The organism is Rhodoferax sp., from assembly GCF_023700745.1.
GTDB lineage: Bacteria > Pseudomonadota > Gammaproteobacteria > Burkholderiales > Burkholderiaceae_C > Rhodoferax.
Map to the genome: position 1 here is coordinate 63,666 of NZ_JAMPYG010000001.1, position 18,698 is coordinate 82,363.

The following is an 18,698-nucleotide window of genomic DNA, read 5'->3' on the forward strand; positions in this document are numbered from 1 at the left end:
TTGGATCAAGCCGGGACGGCACTTTCCTGCGTCACTTCCTGATCCGTCGAACAACTCGCACCGCCACAGCCATGAATGGCTTCGGTCGGAAGGGCTTGTGGCATGTTGACCTGATCGGTGACAGGGTCATAACCGACATTGCGCAGGTGCAGTGCCAGAGCCGCATCCATGGCCTGGGCGTGCATGGGGAACCAGGTGCCCAGTTCATCGGCCATTTGGCGCACCACGGCCAGCTCGCCCGCGCTGCCGCGTTTGTCCCCCTCACGCATCACCTCCAGAACCACCCGGTGCTGGGAGCTGTGGCAGTTGCTGCTGGAAAAACCGGTGCTTTGCATCCAGCGGTCTTCGCGCGCAAAGTGGTCATCGGTGTGCGCCACCAGTTCGCGCCAGAGCGGCAGCAGAGTTTCATCGGGGGCGTTGACTACTTTTGCCAACAAATCCACAAATTCGTGGTGGGTCTCATCCATCATGGGCAAGCCAAGAGCGAAGGTGTCTGTCCATTGCAGCGCGGGCATCGAAGAATCCTTTTTAAAGTGCAAATTGAAGCATACCCACAACGCCATTTTTTGGCCTTGACCCAGATCATTTTTCTGCAATGTGAAATACGGTTCCTTATCGTAGGAGAGTTTGATCCAAATCAACTATTCGATTCCTTGCCGGATCATGATCCGGCTTGTTGAAAAAGGCCGCAGGCACTTTGCCTGCTTGACCTGGCAACATTTGAGGAGCACACCATGTTTCAGGTTCGCATTCACGGGCGCGGCGGTCAAGGGGTCGTCACGGGTGCAGAGATGATGTCCATCGCTGCGTTTTTGGGGGGGCGCCATGCCCAGGCTTTTCCCAGTTTTGGCTCTGAGCGCACTGGCGCGCCGGTGGTGGCTTTTTGCCGCATGGATGACCGTGAGATTCGCCTGCGCGAACCGATCATGCAGCCCGATGCCATCATCATCCAGGACCCGACCCTGTTGCACCAGGTCGATGTGTTCAGCGGTCTCAAGAAAGACGGCTACATCCTGATCAACACCACGCGCACGTTTGCGGAACTGGGGCTGGGTGAGTTTGTCAAGGATTTCCAGCCAGCACATTTGCTGACGGTGCCTGCTTCGGAATTGGCCATGAAGCATGTGGGGCGCGCCGTGCCCAATGTGCCCTTGCTGGGTGCCTTTGCCGCTCTGTGCGGCCTGATTTCACTGGATGCCGTGCAGCGCGCCATTGACGACAAATTCAAAGGCCCGGTTGCCCTGGGTAACAAGGCAGCCGCGGCAGAAGCTTACAAGTCCGTCATGGGACACGCAAAACAGGACGAGGAGACACATCATGCTTGAACAATGCGAAGGCTCGCATGCCGTAGCCAAGGCCGTGGCGCTGAGCCGCCCCGAAGTGATTTGCGCCTACCCCATTTCCCCGCAAACCCATATCGTGGAAGGCTTGGGTGAGCTGGTCAAGTCGGGTGACCTGACCTCCTGCGAGTTCGTCAATGTGGAGTCCGAGTTTGCCGCCCTGAGCGTGGCCATCGGTGCCTCTGCGGCCGGCGCGCGTGCCTATACCGCCACGGCCAGTCAGGGTTTGCTGTTCATGGCCGAGGCGGTTTACAACGCTTCCGGCCTGGGCTTGCCGATTGTGATGACAGTGGCCAACCGCGCCATTGGTGCCCCCATCAACATCTGGAACGACCACACCGACAGCATGTCGATGCGCGATGCCGGCTGGCTACAGATTTTTGCCGAAACCAACCAGGAGGCACTGGACCTGCACATTCAGGCCTTCAAGATTGCCGAAGAACTGTCGCTGCCGGTGATGGTGTGCATGGACGGCTTCATCCTGACGCACGCCTATGAGCGGGTCGACATGCCGGATCAGGCCCAGGTCGACCGGTTTTTGCCACCCTATGAACCGCGCCAGGTGCTGGACCCCAACGACCCGGTCACGATCGGTGCCATGGTCGGGCCCGAGGCCTTCACCGAAGTGCGCTACCTAGCCCACGCCAAGCAGATGCAGGCGCTTGATCTGATCCCCCAAATTGCTGCCGAGTTCAAAAAAGAGTTTGGCCGTGATTCAGGTGGTTTGATCAAAACCTACCAGACAGAAGATGCCGAAACCATCGTGATCGCGCTGGGCTCGGTGCTCGGCACCATCAAGGACACCGTGGACGATTTGCGCGCCCAGGGAATCAAGGTGGGTGTGCTGGGCATCACCTCGTACCGTCCGTTCCCGATCTCAGCCATTCGCGATGCCACCGCCAAGGCGAAGCGCATCGTGGTGATCGAGAAGTGTTTTGCCGTGGGCATAGGCGGCATTGTCTCGCGCGACGTGCGCAGCGCCGTGCGCAACCGCCCGCAGCCGGTGCTGACGGTGGTGGCGGGTTTGGGCGGGCGTGCCATCACCAAGACTTCGGTGCATCAGTTGCTGCTGGACGCGATTGCCGACAAGCTTGAACTGCTGACCTTTCTGGATCTGGACTGGGCGGTGGTCAACCGGGTGCTGGAGCGCGAAAAAACCCAACGCCGTTCCGGTCCGGTTGCCGAAGGCATCCTGCGCGACATGGGCACTGTGCCGTCGCCCAACGCCTGATGCTCAACTGACAAGAAGGAACCATCATGGAACAGTCATTGGTCAAGTTTTACCAAACCGGCACTTTCACTGTCGGTAACCGTCTGCTCGCCCCCGAGCAGCGCAGCGTGCAGTCGGGTACGGCACGCAGCAATTCACTTAATTCCGGTCACCGTGCCTGCCAGGGCTGTGGTGAGGCGCTGGGCGCACGTTATGCGATTGATGCCGCCATGGCGGCCACCAAGGGCCAGCTGATCGCCGCCAACGCCACCGGATGTCTTGAGGTGTTTTCCACACCGTACCCCGAAACCTCATGGCAAATGCCCTGGATTCACTCACTGTTTGGCAACACCGCAGCGGTTGCCACCGGCATTGCTGCCGCCATGAAGGCCAAAGGCCGCAGCGACGTGCGGGTGGTGGCGCAAGGCGGCGACGGTGGCACCACCGACATCGGCTTCGGTTGCCTGTCGGGCATGTTCGAGCGCAACGACGATGTGCTCTATATCTGTTACGACAACGAGGCCTACATGAACACGGGTGTGCAACGCTCCAGTGCCACACCGCCGGCGGCGCGCACCGCCACCACCATGGCCGTGGGGCAGCATCCGGGCAATGAATTTGGCCAGGGCAAAAACGTTCCGCAAATCGCCATGGCGCACGAAATCCCCTATGTGGCCACCGCCACCGTGGCCGATTTGCACGATCTGGAATACAAGGTCACCAAGGCCATGTCGATGCATGGCGCGCGCTACATCCACATTTTTGTGCCGTGTCCACTGGGCTGGGGCGCGGCCTCACATGACACCATCAAGTTGTCAAGGCTGGCGGTTGAGAGCGGGGTCTTTCCGGTATTCGAGGCCGAACGCGGCGAGGTCACTGGTGTGCTGAAGATCCGTCGCCAGGTGCCGGTTGAAGACTACCTGAAGCCGCAAAAACGCTTTGCCCACCTGTTTGGCAAAAAGCCCGATGTGGCGACTTTGGCCCGCTTGCAGGAGCGCGCTGACCGCAATATTCGCCGTTTTGGCTTGTTAGGGGAATGACCATGCAAAAACCATTTGCCATCACGCTTGACGTCGGCAGCTCTTTGGCCAACCACACGGGTTCTTGGCGCACCGAGCGCCCGGTGTATCTGAGCCGCATACCACCGTGCAACCACCAGTGCCCCGCCGGGGAAAACATCCAGGGCTGGCTGTTCCATGCCGAGTCGGGCAATTATCAGGAAGCCTGGCGCACGCTGGTGGAAGACAACCCGTTTCCGGCCATCATGGGGCGCGTGTGTTACCACACCTGTGAGGGTTCGTGTAACCGGGGCCAACTTGATTCGCCTGTCGGCATCAATTCGGTCGAGCACTTTTTGGGTGATGAAGCCATCGCCAAGGGCTGGAAGTTGCCTGCGACGGCGGCCAGCTCAGGCAAAAAAGTGATGGTGGTCGGTGCCGGGCCTTCAGGTTTGTCGGCGGCTTACCAGCTGGCGCGCCTGGGTCATGCGGTTACCGTGATCGAGGCCGGGCCGCTGCCGGGCGGCATGATGCGTTTTGGCATACCGCAATACCGCCTGCCGCGTCAGGTGCTTGATGCCGAGGTGCAGCGCATCGTGGATTTGGGTGTGCGCATTGAATACAACACCAAGGTGGATAACGTGCTGCAAGCCAAAGAGGCTGGCGGTTTCGATGCTGTTTTTCTGGCCGTGGGTGCGCACATTGCCAAGCGTGCCTTCATTCCTGCGGGTGATTCCGCCAAGGTGCTGGATGCAGTGTCGGTGCTGCGTTCGATGGAGGGCGAAGACAAGCCCTTGCTTGGGCGCCGCGTGGTGGTTTATGGCGGTGGCAACACCGCCATTGACGTGGCCCGCACCGCGAAACGGCTGGGCGCGACCGAGTCCATCATTGTTTACCGCCGCAACCGCGACAAGATGCCCGCGCATGACTTCGAGGTCGAAGAAGCGCTGCAAGAAGGCGTCATGATCAAGTGGCTCTCCACCATCAAGCAGGCCGGCGAGTCGTCCATCATGGTCGAAAAGATGGCGCTTGATGACAAGGGCTTTCCTCAGCCTACAGGCGAGTTCGAGACGCTGGAAGCCGACTCGGTGGTGCTGGCGCTGGGCCAGGATGTGGATTTGTCGCTGATCGAGGGCGTGCCGGGCATGATCGTGCAAGATGGTGTGGTGCAGGTCAATGCGCAGATGATGACCGGCCACGACGGCATTTTTGCCGGCGGTGACATGGTGCCTGCCGACCGCAATGCGACCGTCGCTATCGGTCACGGCAAAAAAGCAGCGCGCAACATCGATGCCTGGCTTCGTGGCACGGTTCATGTGCCTGCGCCAAAAAATGAAGTTGCCAGCTTTGATCTGCTCAACACGTGGTACTACAGCGATGCGCCAAAAACGGTTCGGCCCATGCTGGACATCATTCGGCGCCAATCCACCTTTGAAGAAGTGCAGGGCGGCCTGGATGAAAGCAATGCGCTGTTTGAAGCCAGGCGCTGCCTGTCATGCGGGAATTGCTTCGAATGTGACAACTGTTACGGCGTGTGCCCTGACAACGCCGTCATCAAGCTCGGCCCCGGCAAAGGCTTTGAGTTCAATTACGACTACTGCAAAGGCTGCGGCATTTGTGTCTCGGAATGCCCTTGCGGATCGATCAAGATGGTGCCTGAAGATATTTGACCTGCCGCCTGTCGCGGAGGCTCAGAGCGTGCGCTTTGAGCCTCCGTGCAGATCACGTTTTTCATGCGATTTGTCAGTTCTGGACTGATGATCTGGTTCAAAATGTGTTTGTCTGTTTACTTAAAAGGAGTAAGTCATGTTCAAACATATCCTGGTCCCTGTCGATGGCTCCGATACCGCACAGAAGGCCGTGGCCAAGGCAACTGCCCTGGCCAAGGCGTTTGCCAGCCGGGTCACGGTGATTTATGTGATTGATCCCTATCCCTTTACCGGCGTGGGCACCGACTTTGCCTATGGCCAGGCTGAATACTTGAGCGCGGCCACGGCCGAAGCCAATGCCGCTGTCAAGCTTGCCAAACAGTCTTTTGCCGATGCCGGTGTCAATGTGGAGACTTCGGTGGTCGAGGCGCACACCGCCTGGCGCGGCATTGTCGAAGCCGGTGAGTCATTGCAGGCCGACCTGATCGTGATGGGCTCACACGGCCGCAATGCCCTTGAGAAACTGGTGCTCGGCAGCGTGGCGCAAGCCGTGCTGTCGCACACCAAGCTGCCGGTGCTGGTGGTGCGCGACGTCAAATAGGCTCAGCCGCATTGCCCCACGTAGCCACAAGCGGTGCAGAAGTCGCAGCCGTCCTTGTGGATCACGGTGGGGTTGCCACACTCGGGGCATGTTTTGCCCGCCATGGTCTTGCTGGCCTCGCGGGCTTCTGGTGTGTCCAGTACGCCCATGTCACGCAACGGGTAGCCTTCTTCATTCAGAATGCCCAGCATGGCGTAACGGTGGATGATCAGGCGCGCAATGTAGGCCACGGTCGAAGGCCAGGTTTGTTGCCGTTTTTCACCGTTGGGCAAACCCGGAACAAAGGCCATGAAGTGGCCCAGCGGCTCGGCGTAATTGAGCAGCTTGCGCAGCTTCATGCCAATCCAGGCCGGATCAATCACCCGCATGTCAAGTGACAGCAGACGCGCCAGGCCGTCCATGGCTTTCGGGTAGTTGCCGCTGAAGCCCACGGCGCAGGGGCGCGTCACCATGTTGCCATCGGGGCCGGGCAGGTTGACCTCTTTGAGCGTCACGGTAAAGGCTTCACTGGTGGCCGGGTTGTCCACATCGACGGCCCAGGCCAGAGTGCCGGACGGGCCGGTGATGGGTTCATTGCGGCTGAACATGGCATCAATGACCGGTGTCGAAACCGGGGTTATTCTGGTTGATTTTTGCGAAGCCTGGGCCGTAATTTGTTCGCAGCGCCAGCGGATCACGGCCGCTGTGGCTGCCACCACGCCTGGAAATAAACGCTTTTCGCCATGGGGCGGGAACGGCATCTCGAAAGCGTGTTCTTCGCTGACAGTAGCCAGTGCATCGAGCTTGAGCTGTAGCCAGGCGGGGTCGTTCGCACGCAAGTCCATTGACAGGGTTTTGGCCAGGGCGCCCAGGCCGCGCGGTTGTTCGGCACCGTTCACCCACACTTCAAAGGGCTGCGGTGCGCTACCTTCCTGCAATGAGAGTTCGCCAATGAACAAGGCAAAGTCGCCAAACGGGTGGTGCACCATGAAGGTCCAGGCCGGGTTGCCGCCCGGCAGGTCCGGCCGACCGGGCCAGCGCAGAGAAGAGAGTACGGGCGCCGGCAGGCGATCCAGCAGCAGTCGGTGGTTGGTGGCGTCAATCTGCAGGGGTTTGGCGCTGCTGGGTGCTGGTGCAGCGCTCACGCTCAGCACCGAACCCAGTACCGAGTTGGGCCGGTAAGTGGCCAGGCCCTTGAGCCCGGACTGCCAGGCCTGGGTATACAGCCCCTGAAAGTCTTCATAGGGGTAGTCGGCGGGCACATTGACGGTTTTGGAAATGGCGGTGTCAATGAAGGGCGCCACGGCCGCCACCATTTCCTCGTGGGCCTGGGCGCTCATCTCCAGGGCCGTGACAAAGGCGTCGGTCAAGGGCGCATCGGCGCCGAACAGGTGCCGGTACAGGCGCCAGGCGTGGTCTTCCACCGCGTATTCCTTGAAGCTGCCATCGGGCATGCGCTTTTTGCGGTTGTAGGTCCAGCTGAAGGCGGGCTCGATCCCATTGCTGGCGTTGTCGGCAAAAGCCAGGCTGATGGTGCCCGTGGGCGCAATCGACAGCAGGTGCGAATTGCGCAGGCCGTGCTTGTGAATGCGTTTTTTCAGATCGGCGGGCAAGCGCGAAGCAAAATTCTGACCGCTCAGGTAGAGGTCAGCGTTGAACAGCGGAAATGCGCCGCGCTCCTGCGCCAACTCGCTTGATGCCTGGTAGGCGGTGTCACGCAGCAGCTCTGAAATATGCCGTGCCATGTCGCGCGCAGCGGCGGTGTCGTAGCGCAAATTGAGCATCACCAGCGCATCGCCCAGACCGGTATAGCCCAGGCCGACACGGCGCTTGGAAGCCGCCTCGGCCTGCTGTTGCGGCAGCGGCCAGACCGTGGCGTCCAGCACGTTGTCGAGCATGCGCACCGCCACCCGGGCGACCTCGGCAAAGGCTTTACGGTCGAAACTGGCACTCTCAGAGAATGGATCCCGGATAAAGCGCGTCAGATCGATCGAACCCAGGCAGCAGCAGCCGTAAGGGGGTAGCGGTTGCTCGGCGCAGGGATTGGTGCTGGCAATGGTCTCACAATACGACAGGTTGTTGTCGCGGTTCATCTGGTCCAGGAACAGCACGCCGGGCTCGGCGTGGTCGTAGGTGGAGCGCATGATCTGGTCCCACAGGGCGCGGGCTTTGATTTTGCGGTAGACCCACACACCCAGGTTGTCGTCATGGTAGGAACCCGCTTCTTTTTGTCCGGCGCCAGGTTCGGCCTTGTGCACCAGACAGAAGTCGCCATCGGCTTGCACGGCGTTCATGAATTCGTCGGAAACACCCACCGAGATGTTGAAGTTTTTCAGGTCACCCTGGTCCTTGGCGTGGATGAACTCCTCGATGTCCGGATGGTCGCAGCGCAGCACCCCCATCTGGGCGCCGCGCCGGGCACCGGCAGACTCCACTGTTTCACATGAGCGGTCAAACACGCGCATGTAGCTCACCGGCCCGGACGCACTGCTTTGGGTGCTGCCGACCCAGGCGCCGCGCGGACGGATGCGGGAAAAGTCGTAACCCACACCGCCACCACGGCGCATGGTTTCAGCGGCTTCGGTCAGCGCCGTGTAGATGCCCGGGTGGCCGTCTTCGACGTGGGCAATCGAGTCGCCCACGGGTTGCACAAAACAATTGATGAGGGTGGCGGCCAGGTCGGTGCCGGCGGCCGACTGGATGCGCCCAGCCGGCAAGAAGCCGGCTTCCAGGGTGGCCAGAAATCGGGTTTCCCATTGGGCTTGTTGTTCGGGTGCTTCAACTTTGGCCAGCGCGCGCGCGACACGCTGGTTCACGTCGGCAATGCTTTTCTCAGTGCCTTTGCTGTATTTTTCAATCAGCACTTCGATGCTGATGGGCTGGACCTGCAAGGTGGTCAAGGTGGGGGCGATGGTGTGCTGTGACATGAATTCTTTCCTCAAAACGAGTCGCCATGGTAGTAGGCGGAAGTTCTAGTTTCGTTGATCCAGAACAAAAATGGCGAACTAAATAAAAATAAAAAAACGCTATAGCTAGTGTTTTTACCTATTTATTTATCTAGATGTAGTGTATTTGATTTTTTAAAACCTGTTCCAAATGCCTCGAACAAACCAGGATTTTCAGGTGCCTCAGCCCGGTCTGCCATCCGGTCGCGGTTTGCCAAACCAGCATCCGTAACGCATGGCCCAACCCACCATGGCGAGACACCAGGCGTAGATGGCCGCCAGCGTCAGGGCGGTGGCAAAAGTGGGCCATAGGCCAGCGACGACACGCAGCACAACCGCCGTCTGCAACACCCAATACAGCGTCCAGGCGATGTGGTCGGCTGGCTCCTTCCGTCCGCCATGGCCGCTGCTGACCCGGGTGATCATGGCAAACATGGTGGCACTCAAATAGCCCATGGTCATGGCGTGCAGAGGAGCCAGTCCCAGCGATTCGGCATCACCACTCCCGGCCATGAGGCCATGCGACAGGGCATTGAGCGCAAAAGCTGCTCCGAGCCAGACAAAGCCGCCATGCAGCATGGCCAGCATGCGAATCCTGAGACTTTGCACCAGACCCCAGCGGATGGCCAGCCACAGCAGCAGCAAGGCGACCGGTGCCTCCATCAGCACCTGCAGCCAGCGCCACATGGCGGGTTGCGGCCACCACCACAGCTCCGCCACGCTGATCAAACCCTCCAGGCCAAGAGCGCCGAGCAACACCCATAACAACCACAGGGGTTGTTTGCTGTCCAGCGCGGGAATGGCACTGGCGCTGAAAAATGGAATCATGCGGTGTGACACCACGGCAAAAACCGGGGCAATAAACCACCATAGCGCCATTTGGACGATGGTGCGCAACCACTGATGGGACTCAAACGCCAGCGCGAGTGCTGCCAGCCACAGCATGGCCATACCGACCAGGCAAGCGGCCGAGGCCAGTGCGGGATGAGTGCGGTCGCTCATGCGACTGGCATACACCATGCGCGCAAACCTCAGACTCAGCACCGTCCAGCCAGCGGCCACCAGGCTCATGCCGGCTGCGGCGGTAATGGCATGGGTGTGACTACCCAACAGGGTGATCACCCAACCGGTCACCATGCTTGCCAGTGCCGGCAGCAGGCTGCGCGCTGACACTTCGGGCAAGTGCAGCCACTTGGGTCCGGCGGTGAACAGAAAACCGCAAAAGAAGAGCGGCATGTAGCCCAGGCTCATCAGCAGGGCGTGGCTGGAAGATACCGGGATGACCATGCCGATGGGCCATTGCAGCGCACGCGCTGTGAGTTGGGTGGCCCACCAAAGGGCGGCAAAGGCCAGCATCAGTGCTGCCATGAAAAATGCAAGGCGGTGGGGCGCACGCATGAGCACGCTGGCGCGCCATGCGGGTGCGTCAGCAGATGGACTGGCGCGGTTGGACCGGTTGGATGAGGGTTTCATGGCAGTAGCGGACAAGCACCATGGATTACACCAAACTGGCCGAACACACGCCAGGTGTGCGGGGATTTTGTCTCTGCCTTGTCGCCACAGGACGCGATGTGCGGGTGCAAGGGTGTTTTATGCGCTCACCGTCATCAAATGGCTTGCCAGCATGCGCTGCAATTGTGGCAGGCACGAGCCGCAATTGGTGCCGCATTTCAGACTGGCTTGCAGTGAGGCCAAACGCTGCGCAGGTGCTGCCGTGCTGTGTGCCAGGTGTTCCTCAATGGCGAGATCGGTCACGCTGAAGCAGGCACAGACCTGCTGACCGCGCGACACCACCGGCATCGGTGGCGTGGCGCCGGGAATCAGCAGCGCCCGACCATAGGAATGGGCCGGCAAGGATTCCTTGAGCAGGGTGGTCATCCAGCACTGGGCGCGGGTGTCACCCGCCAGCAAAAAGCCTTCCAGCACGGTGTGTGTGTCGGTCTCGATGAGCCGGGCTGCACGCTGTTGTCCGCGCTTGTGATCTGAATAGCGCAACACCTCCGGACCCTGGAGCTGCAGCAGCTGTTCTATCTTTGCCAACAGGCCAGACTGCGGGGCGGCATGGCGTGCGGCGCGAAACAGCACGCCGCTGCGTTCGCCCTGACCGTTGCTGGTTGCGCTGGCAAACGGGACACAGGTGGCAAAGTCAAACTGCGCCATCAGGTCCTGTAGCGCAAACCGGACCGCAATCCCCTGTGATGCAGGCAGCCAGGCCACCGCCAGCAGCTGCCAGGGCATCTCGGCCTTGAGGATCTTGACGGGGGTGTGTTTGAGCTCGGGTTGCCTGGCGTCGGGGCAAAAAGCACCGCTGGTCAGCGCATTGACGCCTGCCAGGCGTTCGCCCTGGGCGCTTTGGCCGCTCAGGAACTCCTCGCCCCAGTGCATCGCCATGAAAGCCTGGTTCAGGCCGATCTCGCGGCTGGCCTGGACCGGCACCAGCACCGAGCCACGGGTGCTCGTGAGGTGGACCAGGTCGCCTTCCTTGAGCCCGCGCTGAACCATGTCCTGCGGGTGCAGCTGTACCGAGGGTTCACTTGCATGGCCAAACAAATGGCCCAGCGTGCCGGTGCGGCTCATGCCGTGCCACTGGTCGCGCAGGCGCCCGGTGGTGAGCGAAAACGGATAGCGCGCGCTGCGTGGCTCAGCGACAGGCTGGTAGGTCACGCTGATGAAACGCGCCCTGCCGTCAGCCGTGGGGAAGATGCCGTCCTCATAAAGCCGTGCCTGGCCATCGGCCTGGCCTTGTGCCATGGGCCATTGCCGGGGTGCCTGCTCCAGCAGGGCGTAACTCATGCCGCTGATGTCGAGGTCGCGGCCGCGCGTGGATTCGCGGTGCTCAAGCCAGATGGCTTCCGGCGTGGGGTAGGGAAACAGGGTTGTCAGGCCGGCATTGCCCAGCGCGTGTTGCGGGTTCAGCAAGGCTTCGAGGCGCTGCGCAAAGTCGGTGGCAATATGCCAGTCAGGGCGGGCCTCGCCTGCGGGTTCGACGGCGGCACGTACCCGGCTGATGCGGCGTTCGCTGTTGGTGACCGTGCCCTCTTTTTCACCCCATGTGCTGGCCGGCAGCAGCAGGTCGGCATAAGTACAGGTGGCGGTACCGGCATAAGCTTCCTGCACCACCACCCACTCGGCACGTTCCAGCGCCCGCCGTACCAGGGTCTGGTTGGGCATGGATTGCGCCGGGTTGGTGCAGGCAATCCACAGCGCCTTGATCTCGCCATCGGCGGCCGCCTGAAACATCTCCACCGCCGTTTTTCCGGGCTGCCCGGGCACACTGGGAACGCCCCAGAGCGCGGCAACTTCGGCGCGATCGGCGGCCTTGCCCAGGTCGCGGTGGCCGCTGAGCAGGTTGGCCATGCCGCCGACCTCGCGCCCGCCCATGGCGTTGGGCTGCCCGGTCAAGGAAAACGGTCCGGCACCCGCCCTGCCGATTTGTCCGCTGGCCAGATGCAGGTTGATGAGTGACGTGTTCTTGGCGGTTCCGCTGCTGGACTGGTTCAGGCCCTGGCAGTACAGACTCAGCGTGGGTGTGCGGACCTGGCCGCTGGCCTGGACACCGGCAAACAGGCGTGTGGCCTGCAACAGTGCAGCCTGGCTGATGCCGCAGGTGTGCGCCACGAGCTCGGGTGTGCAGTCGCGCACCAGCGCTTTGAGTGCATCGAAGCCGCTGGTATGGGCAGTGATGAACGCCGCATCGGTCCAGCCTTCCCACAGCATCAGGTGCAGCATGCCGTGATGCAACATGACATCGGTGCCAGGCTGGATCTGCAAAAACAGGTCAGCCGTGCCAGCGGTGTCGGTGCGTCGCGGATCGACCACCACCAGCTGCAGCGCCGGGTTGGCGCGGCGGGCGTCTTCGATGCGTCGGAACAGGATGGGGTGGGCATAAGCGGTGTTGCTGCCGGTGATGAATATGGTGCCGGCGTGCTGGATGTCGTCGTAGCACGCGGGCGGCGCGTCCATGCCGAGACTTTGCTTGTAGCCCGCCACGGCGCTGCTCATGCACAGGCGCGAATTGCTGTCGATGTTGTTGCTGCCAATCAAGCCTTTGGCGAGTTTGTTGAAGACGTAATAGTCTTCGGTCAGCAGTTGGCCCGAGATATAAAAGCCCACCGCGTCGGGGCCATGTTGCTCGATGATGTCGGCAAAACGGCTGGCGGCCAGATCGAGTGCGCTGTCCCAGTCGGTGCGTTGTGCCGGTGCGCCGCGCTGAAGCCGCTGCATCGGATGGAGCAGCCGGGCCTGCGCTGTGATGTCAGCACTTGCGGTCAGGTGCAGGGTTGAGCCTTTGGTGCACAGGCGTCCAAAGTTGGCCGGGTGGTCCGGGTCGCCACGCACGCCGGTGATCTGGCTGCCACGGGACTCAATGATCACGCCACAGCCAACGCCGCAATAAGGACAGGTGGATCGGGTTTCGGTCATGGCTTCCTTGGGGCGGTCGTTCTTAGGCGCAGGCTGTGCGGCGCGGAGGGCCGGCCAGCGGGCGCGTCAGGTCGGTGGCGTGGCTGGCCAGTTCGGCGGCTTTCAGGAACACCTGGCCTTCGTTGAGCTTGACCTCGAAGCGTGGTGTGCAGCCTTCATCGGGGGCCGCGGCCTGACCGGTGCACAGGCCAATCGTCCAGTTGTGCAGGGGGCAGGCCACGCTGGTGCCAAACACGATGCCCTGGCTCAGAGGGCCGCCCTTGTGCGGGCAGCGGTCGAGCAGGGCAAACACCTCGTCCTTGTCGTTGCGAAACACCGCCACGTCCAGACCTTGTGGGCGCGCCACGCGGCGCGAGCCCAGCACCGGAATGTCGTCGATGTGGCAGATGGGGGTCCATTCATTCATTTCGATTTTCCTTAAACGCTCACGGCTTCAAATTGGCGGGTGTCGACGGCGGCCTTGTCAAACTCGAACCAGGGATCGGGCTCGCCGTCGAGGGCGAATTGCAGGTTTTCCCACAGTGCCTTGCGGCCGGCGTGGTCTTCCACAATGCGTTTCTTCACATGGTCGAGACCGACGCGGTTGACGTAATGCACGGTGCGCTCCAGGTACCAGCCTTCCTGCCGGTACAACTCGCAAAAGGCGCCGGTGTACTCAAGCACCTCAGCCGCCGTTTTGACCTTGACCAGAAAGTGTGCCACCTCGGTTTTGATGCCGCCGTTGCCTGCTACGTACATTTCCCAGCCGCTGTCGACACCGATGATGCCGACGTCCTTGATGCCGGCCTCGGCGCAATTGCGCGGGCAGCCGGAAACAGCGAACTTGACCTTGTGCGGCGCGTACATGCGCCACATGGCGCGCTCCAGGTCCTTGCCCATCTGGGTGCTGTCCTGCGTGCCCATGCGGCACCACTCGCTGCCCACACAGGTCTTGACGGTGCGCAGGGCCTTGGCATAGGCGTGACCGGAAGGCATGCCTATGTCCTTCCAGACCGCCTGCAGGTCTTCCTTTTTGACGCCCAGCAGGTCAATGCGCTGGCCACCGGTGACCTTGACGGTCGGAATCCTGTATTTGTCGACCACATCGGCAATGCGACGCAGTTCGCTGGCCGTGGTCTCGCCACCCCACATGCGCGGGATCACGCTATAGGTGCCATCTTTCTGGATATTGGCGTGGCTGCGTTCGTTGATGAAGCGGCTTTGCGGGTCGTCCCTGGCCAGTTTGGGCCAGCTGCTGATCAGGTAATAGTTGATGGCCGGGCGACACGAGGCACAGCCATTGGGCGTTTTCCACTCCAGAAAGGCGAACACATCGGCAATTTTGAGCAGTTTGTTGGTTTTGATGGCATCGCGCACTGCTTGGTGGCCGTGCTCGGTGCAACTGCACATGGCCTTGGTTTTGGGTGTGGCCGAATAGTCGCCACCGGCGGTGAACATCAGCAACTGCTCGACCAGTCCGGTGCAGGAGCCGCAGGACGCGCTGGCCTTGGTGTGTTTGCGCACTTCGTCCAGCGTGAACAGGCCCTTCTCCTTGATGACCTTGCAGATCGTGCCTTTGGTCACGCCGTTGCAGCCGCACACTTCGTCGCTGTCTTTCATGGCCGCGGCCTTGTTGTGGCCCTCGTGGCCGGTGTCGCCGATATTGGATTCGCCAAACATCAGCTTGTCACGGATGTCGGCAATCGGGCGCCCATCGCGCAGCAGCTTGAAGTACCAACTGCCATCGACCGTGTCGCCGTACAGGCAGGCGCCTACCAGCTTGTCGTCCTTGAGCACTAGCTTCTTGTAGACCCCGCCCTTGGGGTCGCTCATGATAATTTCTTCCGTGCCTTCGCCACCGCCAAAATTGCCGGCTGAAAAAAGGTCAATGCCGGTGACCTTGAGCTTGGTCGAGGTGAGAGACCCGACATAACGGCCAATGCCGATTTGCGCCAGGTGGTTGGCTGCCACCTTGGCCTGCTCGAACAGCGGCGCCACCAGCCCGTAAGCAGTGCCGCGATGGGCTGCGCATTCACCCACGCTGTAAATGCGCGCGTCGGTGATGGTTTGCAGGGTGTCGTTGACCACAATGCCCTTGTCGCAGTGCAGCCGCATGCTTTGTGCCAGTTCCACGTTGGGGCGAATGCCGACGGCCATCACCACCAGGTCGGCGGGGACTTGCGTGCCATCCTTGAACCTGATGGTGGTGACCCGGCCATCTGGCCCGCCAACCAGTTCCTGGGTTTGCGCGCCCATCAAAAATTGCAGACCGCGTTCTTCCAGCGATTTTTGCAGCAGCTTGCCAGCCACTTCGTCGAGCTGGCGCTCCATCAGCGTTGGCTGGACGTGCACCACGCTGACGGTCATGCCACGGCGCATCAGGCCGTTGGCGGCTTCCAGACCCAGCAGGCCGCCACCGATCACCACCGCATGTTGGTAGGTGGTAGCGGCTTCGATCATGGCATTGGTGTCGGCAATGTCGCGGTAGGCAATCACACCGTTCAGGTCTTTGCCAGGAATGGGCAGCATGAAGGGGTTGGAACCGGTGCACAGCAGCAGGCGGTCGTATTCGGTGCTGATCGTCTCACCGGCGGCGTTTCGGGCGTGCACCAGGCGCTTGACCCGGTCCACCGAGGTGACACGCCAGCCCGCATGCAGGGTGATGTGGTTGTCAAGGTACCACTCGAAGGGATTCAACACAATCTCATCGATGGTCTGTTCACCGGCCAGCACCGGACTGAGCAAAATGCGGTTGTAGTTGGGGTGGGGTTCGGCGCCAAAGACGGTGATGTCGTACAAATCGGGCGCGATCTTGAGCAATTCTTCGAGCGTTCGTACCCCGGCCATGCCGTTGCCTACCATTACAAGCCTGGATTTTTTCATCATACCTCCCAAGGCAATTCGCCAAAAAATAAAAAGGCGTCCACACGCTGTGTCGACCTGCGGTCGGTATTGCGTGGGGACGCCGTCGTCCTGTGGGGCTCATGCGCCATTGCACCAGCCCCGCCTGCGCGGCCTGCATCGGCCGTTCCCTGGAGTTATGCAATCTCCGTGCCAAGCTGTCTTGTTGTGTTGGTCTGCGTGGGGCGGCTGTGCGCTCAGGTTGACACGATGCCGGTGGTGCACCAGGGCGGGGAGCATGCACCAGCCTGGGACATTGGCTGGCCTACTGCTGGTGCAGCAGGCATGCCTGGGTGTCAGGAGAGTACGACCCAGTGGTTGTCGGGGGACATCGCGCGTGGCCAAGCCAGCATGGCCGGGTCATGGCGTGGATGCCAACGCGCCACGCCCCGCGCTGCGCCGAGTAGTACACCGCCCGGCTGTGATTCGAGAGGCCATGTGCTGAGCGCGCAAACTTCGCGCAACTCGGCTATGGTCATCAGTTCGTTGGGGGCATCCGGGTGCCAGAGTACACCCCGGTTCACTCGCTGTCCGCTTAACACGAAGCCGCCTCCGGGCCCAGGAGCGATGTCACCTGCATAGCCGCCGCCCAGAGCCGATCGGGTAGGGATGCGCAGTGTCTTGCCGCTCCATACGGCGAGCACGGGGGCGTCTCGGCGTTGTTCAAGCGTGTCATGCTCGGCCTGCAGGCCGATGCCCAACAAGGGTGTGGCATCTGCACGCCGGCTCCAGGCCATGTGGCGGATGCTCAGGCGTGGGTCGTCCAGGCGCCACTGACCCAGCAGTTCGCCGTTGTCCGGAGCAATGCGCACGAGCGATGGTGCCATGCGGTGCAGGTCACGTTTCTGGCCATCGGAAGTGCGAGGGATGCCACCATTGGCCACCAGCAGAGTCCCGTCGGTGTCGGTCAGGCATTGGTGTGGATCGATGCCGTGCGTGCGCCACTGTGCGACCCGGACCAGGTTGCGGTGGTCGCGCACCGAGACCCAGCCTTCGCCTGTGCTGCGGTCGGTTTCCGTAGTGAACAGCCATTGGCCGTTGGCACTGGGTGTCACATGGCCATCCAGAGTACGGTTGGGGGTGTCATCGTCCATGGCCAGGCGGTGTGTCACCTGGCCCTGCGCATCGCAGCGCAGCAGCCAGCGGCCCGGACGGCTGGACACGGCCAGGAAACCGCCGTCGGTTTCTGCCAGCAGACCATGGGCACGGCCTGCCACCGGCACCTCGGTGATCATGCGCACCATTCCTGCCGCCCAGTCCAGCTGAAGGATGCCGACAAAGTCACCTGTGGTCGGGGTGTTGCCGGTGCCAGACTGGACCCGCCATGCCGCCGCCAGCCGGGCGCTGGGTAGCGGGTTGGCTGTTGGGACGGGGTGGCTGGGATCAGCTTGCGCGAGCGTGTGGTCGGGCAAGACACAAGTGCTTAGCAAAAGGGCTGCGGATCGGAGGAAAGGTCGTCTTTGCATGGTCATCATGGGTAGCTGTTCATCAGGGCCTCTGTTGTGGTGCCCTGCCGTATGGTTCCTGGAATTTGTAAATGAGAATCAATATCATTGTATCAATGTCGTGATACGCATAAAAACCGGCACACAGGGCTGCGAGTGCAATGCGAGCCAAGACAGCACAGGAGGGCAGTGTGTTGTTACGATCGAGGCGTTTATGGACGGAAATGACTGCTTGCAGATGGACGACCGCTGAAATGCAAAAGCCCTGACCTCACTTGGTCAGGGTTTGACCTGATAGGTGGATGGAGCAGGTCAGGCGGCCTTCTCCACATGCACCTGGCGGGTGTACAAAAAGTTGATCACGGCTTTGCGGTACTTCAGGTACTGCGGGCTGTCCGCCAGTTGCACCCGCTTGCGCGGGCGGGGCAGGTCGACGTTGAGCACTTCGCCAATGGTGGCCGCCGGGCCGTTGGTCATCATGACAATCTTGTCACTCAGCAGCACGGCTTCGTCGACATCGTGTGTCACCATCACCACCGTGCTGTGGGTGCGCGCCACAATCTCCAGCAGTTCGTCCTGCAGCTTGGCGCGGGTCAGTGCGTCGAGGGCGCCAAAGGGTTCGTCCATCAGCAGCACTTTGGGCTCCATCGCCAGGGCGCGGGCGATACCGACGCGCTGCTTCATGCCACCCGAGATTTCGCCGGGGCGCTTCTGTGTAGCGGGGGTCAAGCCAACCAGCGCCAGCGCAGCATCGGTGCGGGCCATAAGCTGGGCCTTGTTTTCGCTGGCCGCCCCCGTGGTTTTGTTGGCTGCGCCAAACACCCGCTCAACGCCCAGATAGACATTTTCAAAACAGGTGAGCCAGGGCAGCAACGAATGGTTTTGAAACACCACGGCGCGGTCCGGGCCGGGGCCGGCAATTTCACGGTTATCGCACAGCAGGTGCCCCTGTGTGGGCGTGGTCAGGCCGGCGATCAGGTTGAGCAGGGTGGATTTGCCACAACCCGAGTGGCCAATCAGGGCGACAAACTCGCCCTTGGCCACCGTCAGCTGGATGTTCTGCAGTGCACAGAACGGCCCTTTTTTGGTCTTGAAAGTTTGCTCGACATTCACAATGTCGATGAACTTGCTGGTCTGGTTGGCATGCATGGTGATCCTTTGGCGTAAAAAATGATGCTTTTAATCAGTTGAGGACAGAGCAAAATTTCACTGCGTGTAAATTCTTGGTC

The 18,698-nt window shown here is 61.2% G+C and carries 13 protein-coding genes; 5 read left to right on the top strand and 8 right to left on the bottom strand.

The annotated features are described in order from the left end of the window. Positions 1 to 5: 5 nt before the first annotated feature. On the bottom strand, positions 6 to 515 hold the full coding sequence (locus NDJ10_RS00340) for a hemerythrin domain-containing protein (protein ID WP_296159045.1): 510 nt from the start codon (positions 513 to 515) through the stop codon (positions 6 to 8). Between the two features lie 219 nt (positions 516 to 734). Here NDJ10_RS00340 and NDJ10_RS00345 point away from each other — a divergent pair, with 219 nt between their 5' ends. From NDJ10_RS00345 to NDJ10_RS00365, 5 genes are all read left to right on the top strand, one after another. Next, positions 735 to 1,325, top strand: a complete 591-nt coding sequence (locus NDJ10_RS00345; RefSeq protein WP_296159046.1) for a 2-oxoacid:acceptor oxidoreductase family protein — start codon at positions 735 to 737, stop codon at positions 1,323 to 1,325. Next, positions 1,318 to 2,571 (top strand): transketolase C-terminal domain-containing protein, encoded by a 1,254-nt coding sequence (locus tag NDJ10_RS00350; protein WP_296159047.1) that lies wholly within the window; start codon positions 1,318 to 1,320, stop codon positions 2,569 to 2,571. Before NDJ10_RS00345 ends, NDJ10_RS00350 begins: the two co-directional genes overlap by 8 nt. 26 nt (positions 2,572 to 2,597) lie before the next feature. After that, positions 2,598 to 3,590: a thiamine pyrophosphate-dependent enzyme gene (locus NDJ10_RS00355; protein WP_296159048.1), complete on the top strand. Its 993-nt coding sequence runs from the start codon at positions 2,598 to 2,600 to the stop codon at positions 3,588 to 3,590. 2 nt (positions 3,591 to 3,592) lie between these two features. Then, positions 3,593 to 5,218: an NAD(P)-binding protein gene (locus NDJ10_RS00360; RefSeq protein WP_296159049.1), complete on the top strand. Its 1,626-nt coding sequence runs from the start codon at positions 3,593 to 3,595 to the stop codon at positions 5,216 to 5,218. A gap of 136 nt (positions 5,219 to 5,354) precedes the next feature. Next, positions 5,355 to 5,798, top strand: coding sequence for a universal stress protein (locus tag NDJ10_RS00365; protein ID WP_296159050.1), 444 nt, complete (start codon positions 5,355 to 5,357; stop codon positions 5,796 to 5,798). Between the two features lie 2 nt (positions 5,799 to 5,800). Here the strand turns inward: NDJ10_RS00365 and NDJ10_RS00370 are convergent, their stop codons facing one another. The 7 genes from NDJ10_RS00370 to NDJ10_RS00400 all read right to left on the bottom strand — a co-directional run bounded on the left by NDJ10_RS00370 (position 5,801) and on the right by NDJ10_RS00400 (position 18,618). Continuing rightward, the gene (locus NDJ10_RS00370) at positions 5,801 to 8,704 is read right to left on the bottom strand and encodes an adenosylcobalamin-dependent ribonucleoside-diphosphate reductase (RefSeq protein WP_296159051.1); all 2,904 of its coding nucleotides are present in this window, start codon (positions 8,702 to 8,704) and stop codon (positions 5,801 to 5,803) included. Between the two features lie 201 nt (positions 8,705 to 8,905). Further along, positions 8,906 to 10,195 (bottom strand): NnrS family protein, encoded by a 1,290-nt coding sequence (locus NDJ10_RS00375; protein ID WP_296159052.1) that lies wholly within the window; start codon positions 10,193 to 10,195, stop codon positions 8,906 to 8,908. Between the two features lie 117 nt (positions 10,196 to 10,312). After that, on the bottom strand, positions 10,313 to 13,144 hold the full coding sequence (locus NDJ10_RS00380; RefSeq protein ID WP_296159053.1) for a nitrate reductase: 2,832 nt from the start codon (positions 13,142 to 13,144) through the stop codon (positions 10,313 to 10,315). A 22-nt stretch (positions 13,145 to 13,166) separates the two neighbouring features. Continuing rightward, the gene (gene nirD, locus NDJ10_RS00385; protein ID WP_296159054.1) at positions 13,167 to 13,550 is read right to left on the bottom strand and encodes a nitrite reductase small subunit NirD; all 384 of its coding nucleotides are present in this window, start codon (positions 13,548 to 13,550) and stop codon (positions 13,167 to 13,169) included. 11 nt (positions 13,551 to 13,561) lie between these two features. Continuing rightward, entirely contained in the window at positions 13,562 to 16,006 is a 2,445-nt protein-coding gene (nirB, locus tag NDJ10_RS00390) for a nitrite reductase large subunit NirB (protein WP_296159055.1), read from the bottom strand. Positions 16,007 to 16,320: 314 nt separating this feature from the next. Continuing rightward, entirely contained in the window at positions 16,321 to 17,436 is a 1,116-nt protein-coding gene (locus NDJ10_RS00395) for a DUF1513 domain-containing protein (RefSeq protein ID WP_296159056.1), read from the bottom strand. A 345-nt stretch (positions 17,437 to 17,781) separates the two neighbouring features. Next, positions 17,782 to 18,618, bottom strand: a complete 837-nt coding sequence (locus NDJ10_RS00400) for an ABC transporter ATP-binding protein (RefSeq protein ID WP_296159057.1) — start codon at positions 18,616 to 18,618, stop codon at positions 17,782 to 17,784. Positions 18,619 to 18,698 lie beyond the last annotated feature (80 nt).

Excerpts from the sequence above, each read along its gene's own strand:
- NDJ10_RS00370 (WP_296159051.1), bottom strand. The coding sequence starts at position 8,704 with ATGTCACAGCACACCATCGCCCCCACCTTGACCACCTTGCAGGTCCAG.
- NDJ10_RS00375 (WP_296159052.1), bottom strand. The coding sequence starts at position 10,195 with ATGAAACCCTCATCCAACCGGTCCAACCGCGCCAGTCCATCTGCTGAC.
- NDJ10_RS00360 (WP_296159049.1), top strand. The coding sequence starts at position 3,593 with ATGCAAAAACCATTTGCCATCACGCTTGACGTCGGCAGCTCTTTGGCC.
- NDJ10_RS00345 (WP_296159046.1), top strand. The coding sequence starts at position 735 with ATGTTTCAGGTTCGCATTCACGGGCGCGGCGGTCAAGGGGTCGTCACG.
- NDJ10_RS00355 (WP_296159048.1), top strand. The coding sequence starts at position 2,598 with ATGGAACAGTCATTGGTCAAGTTTTACCAAACCGGCACTTTCACTGTC.
- NDJ10_RS00380 (WP_296159053.1), bottom strand. The coding sequence starts at position 13,144 with ATGACCGAAACCCGATCCACCTGTCCTTATTGCGGCGTTGGCTGTGGC.
- NDJ10_RS00350 (WP_296159047.1), top strand. The coding sequence starts at position 1,318 with ATGCTTGAACAATGCGAAGGCTCGCATGCCGTAGCCAAGGCCGTGGCG.
- nirB (WP_296159055.1), bottom strand. The coding sequence starts at position 16,006 with ATGAAAAAATCCAGGCTTGTAATGGTAGGCAACGGCATGGCCGGGGTA.
- nirD (WP_296159054.1), bottom strand. The coding sequence starts at position 13,550 with ATGAATGAATGGACCCCCATCTGCCACATCGACGACATTCCGGTGCTG.
- NDJ10_RS00365 (WP_296159050.1), top strand. The coding sequence starts at position 5,355 with ATGTTCAAACATATCCTGGTCCCTGTCGATGGCTCCGATACCGCACAG.
- NDJ10_RS00340 (WP_296159045.1), bottom strand. The coding sequence starts at position 515 with ATGCCCGCGCTGCAATGGACAGACACCTTCGCTCTTGGCTTGCCCATG.
- NDJ10_RS00400 (WP_296159057.1), bottom strand. The coding sequence starts at position 18,618 with ATGCATGCCAACCAGACCAGCAAGTTCATCGACATTGTGAATGTCGAG.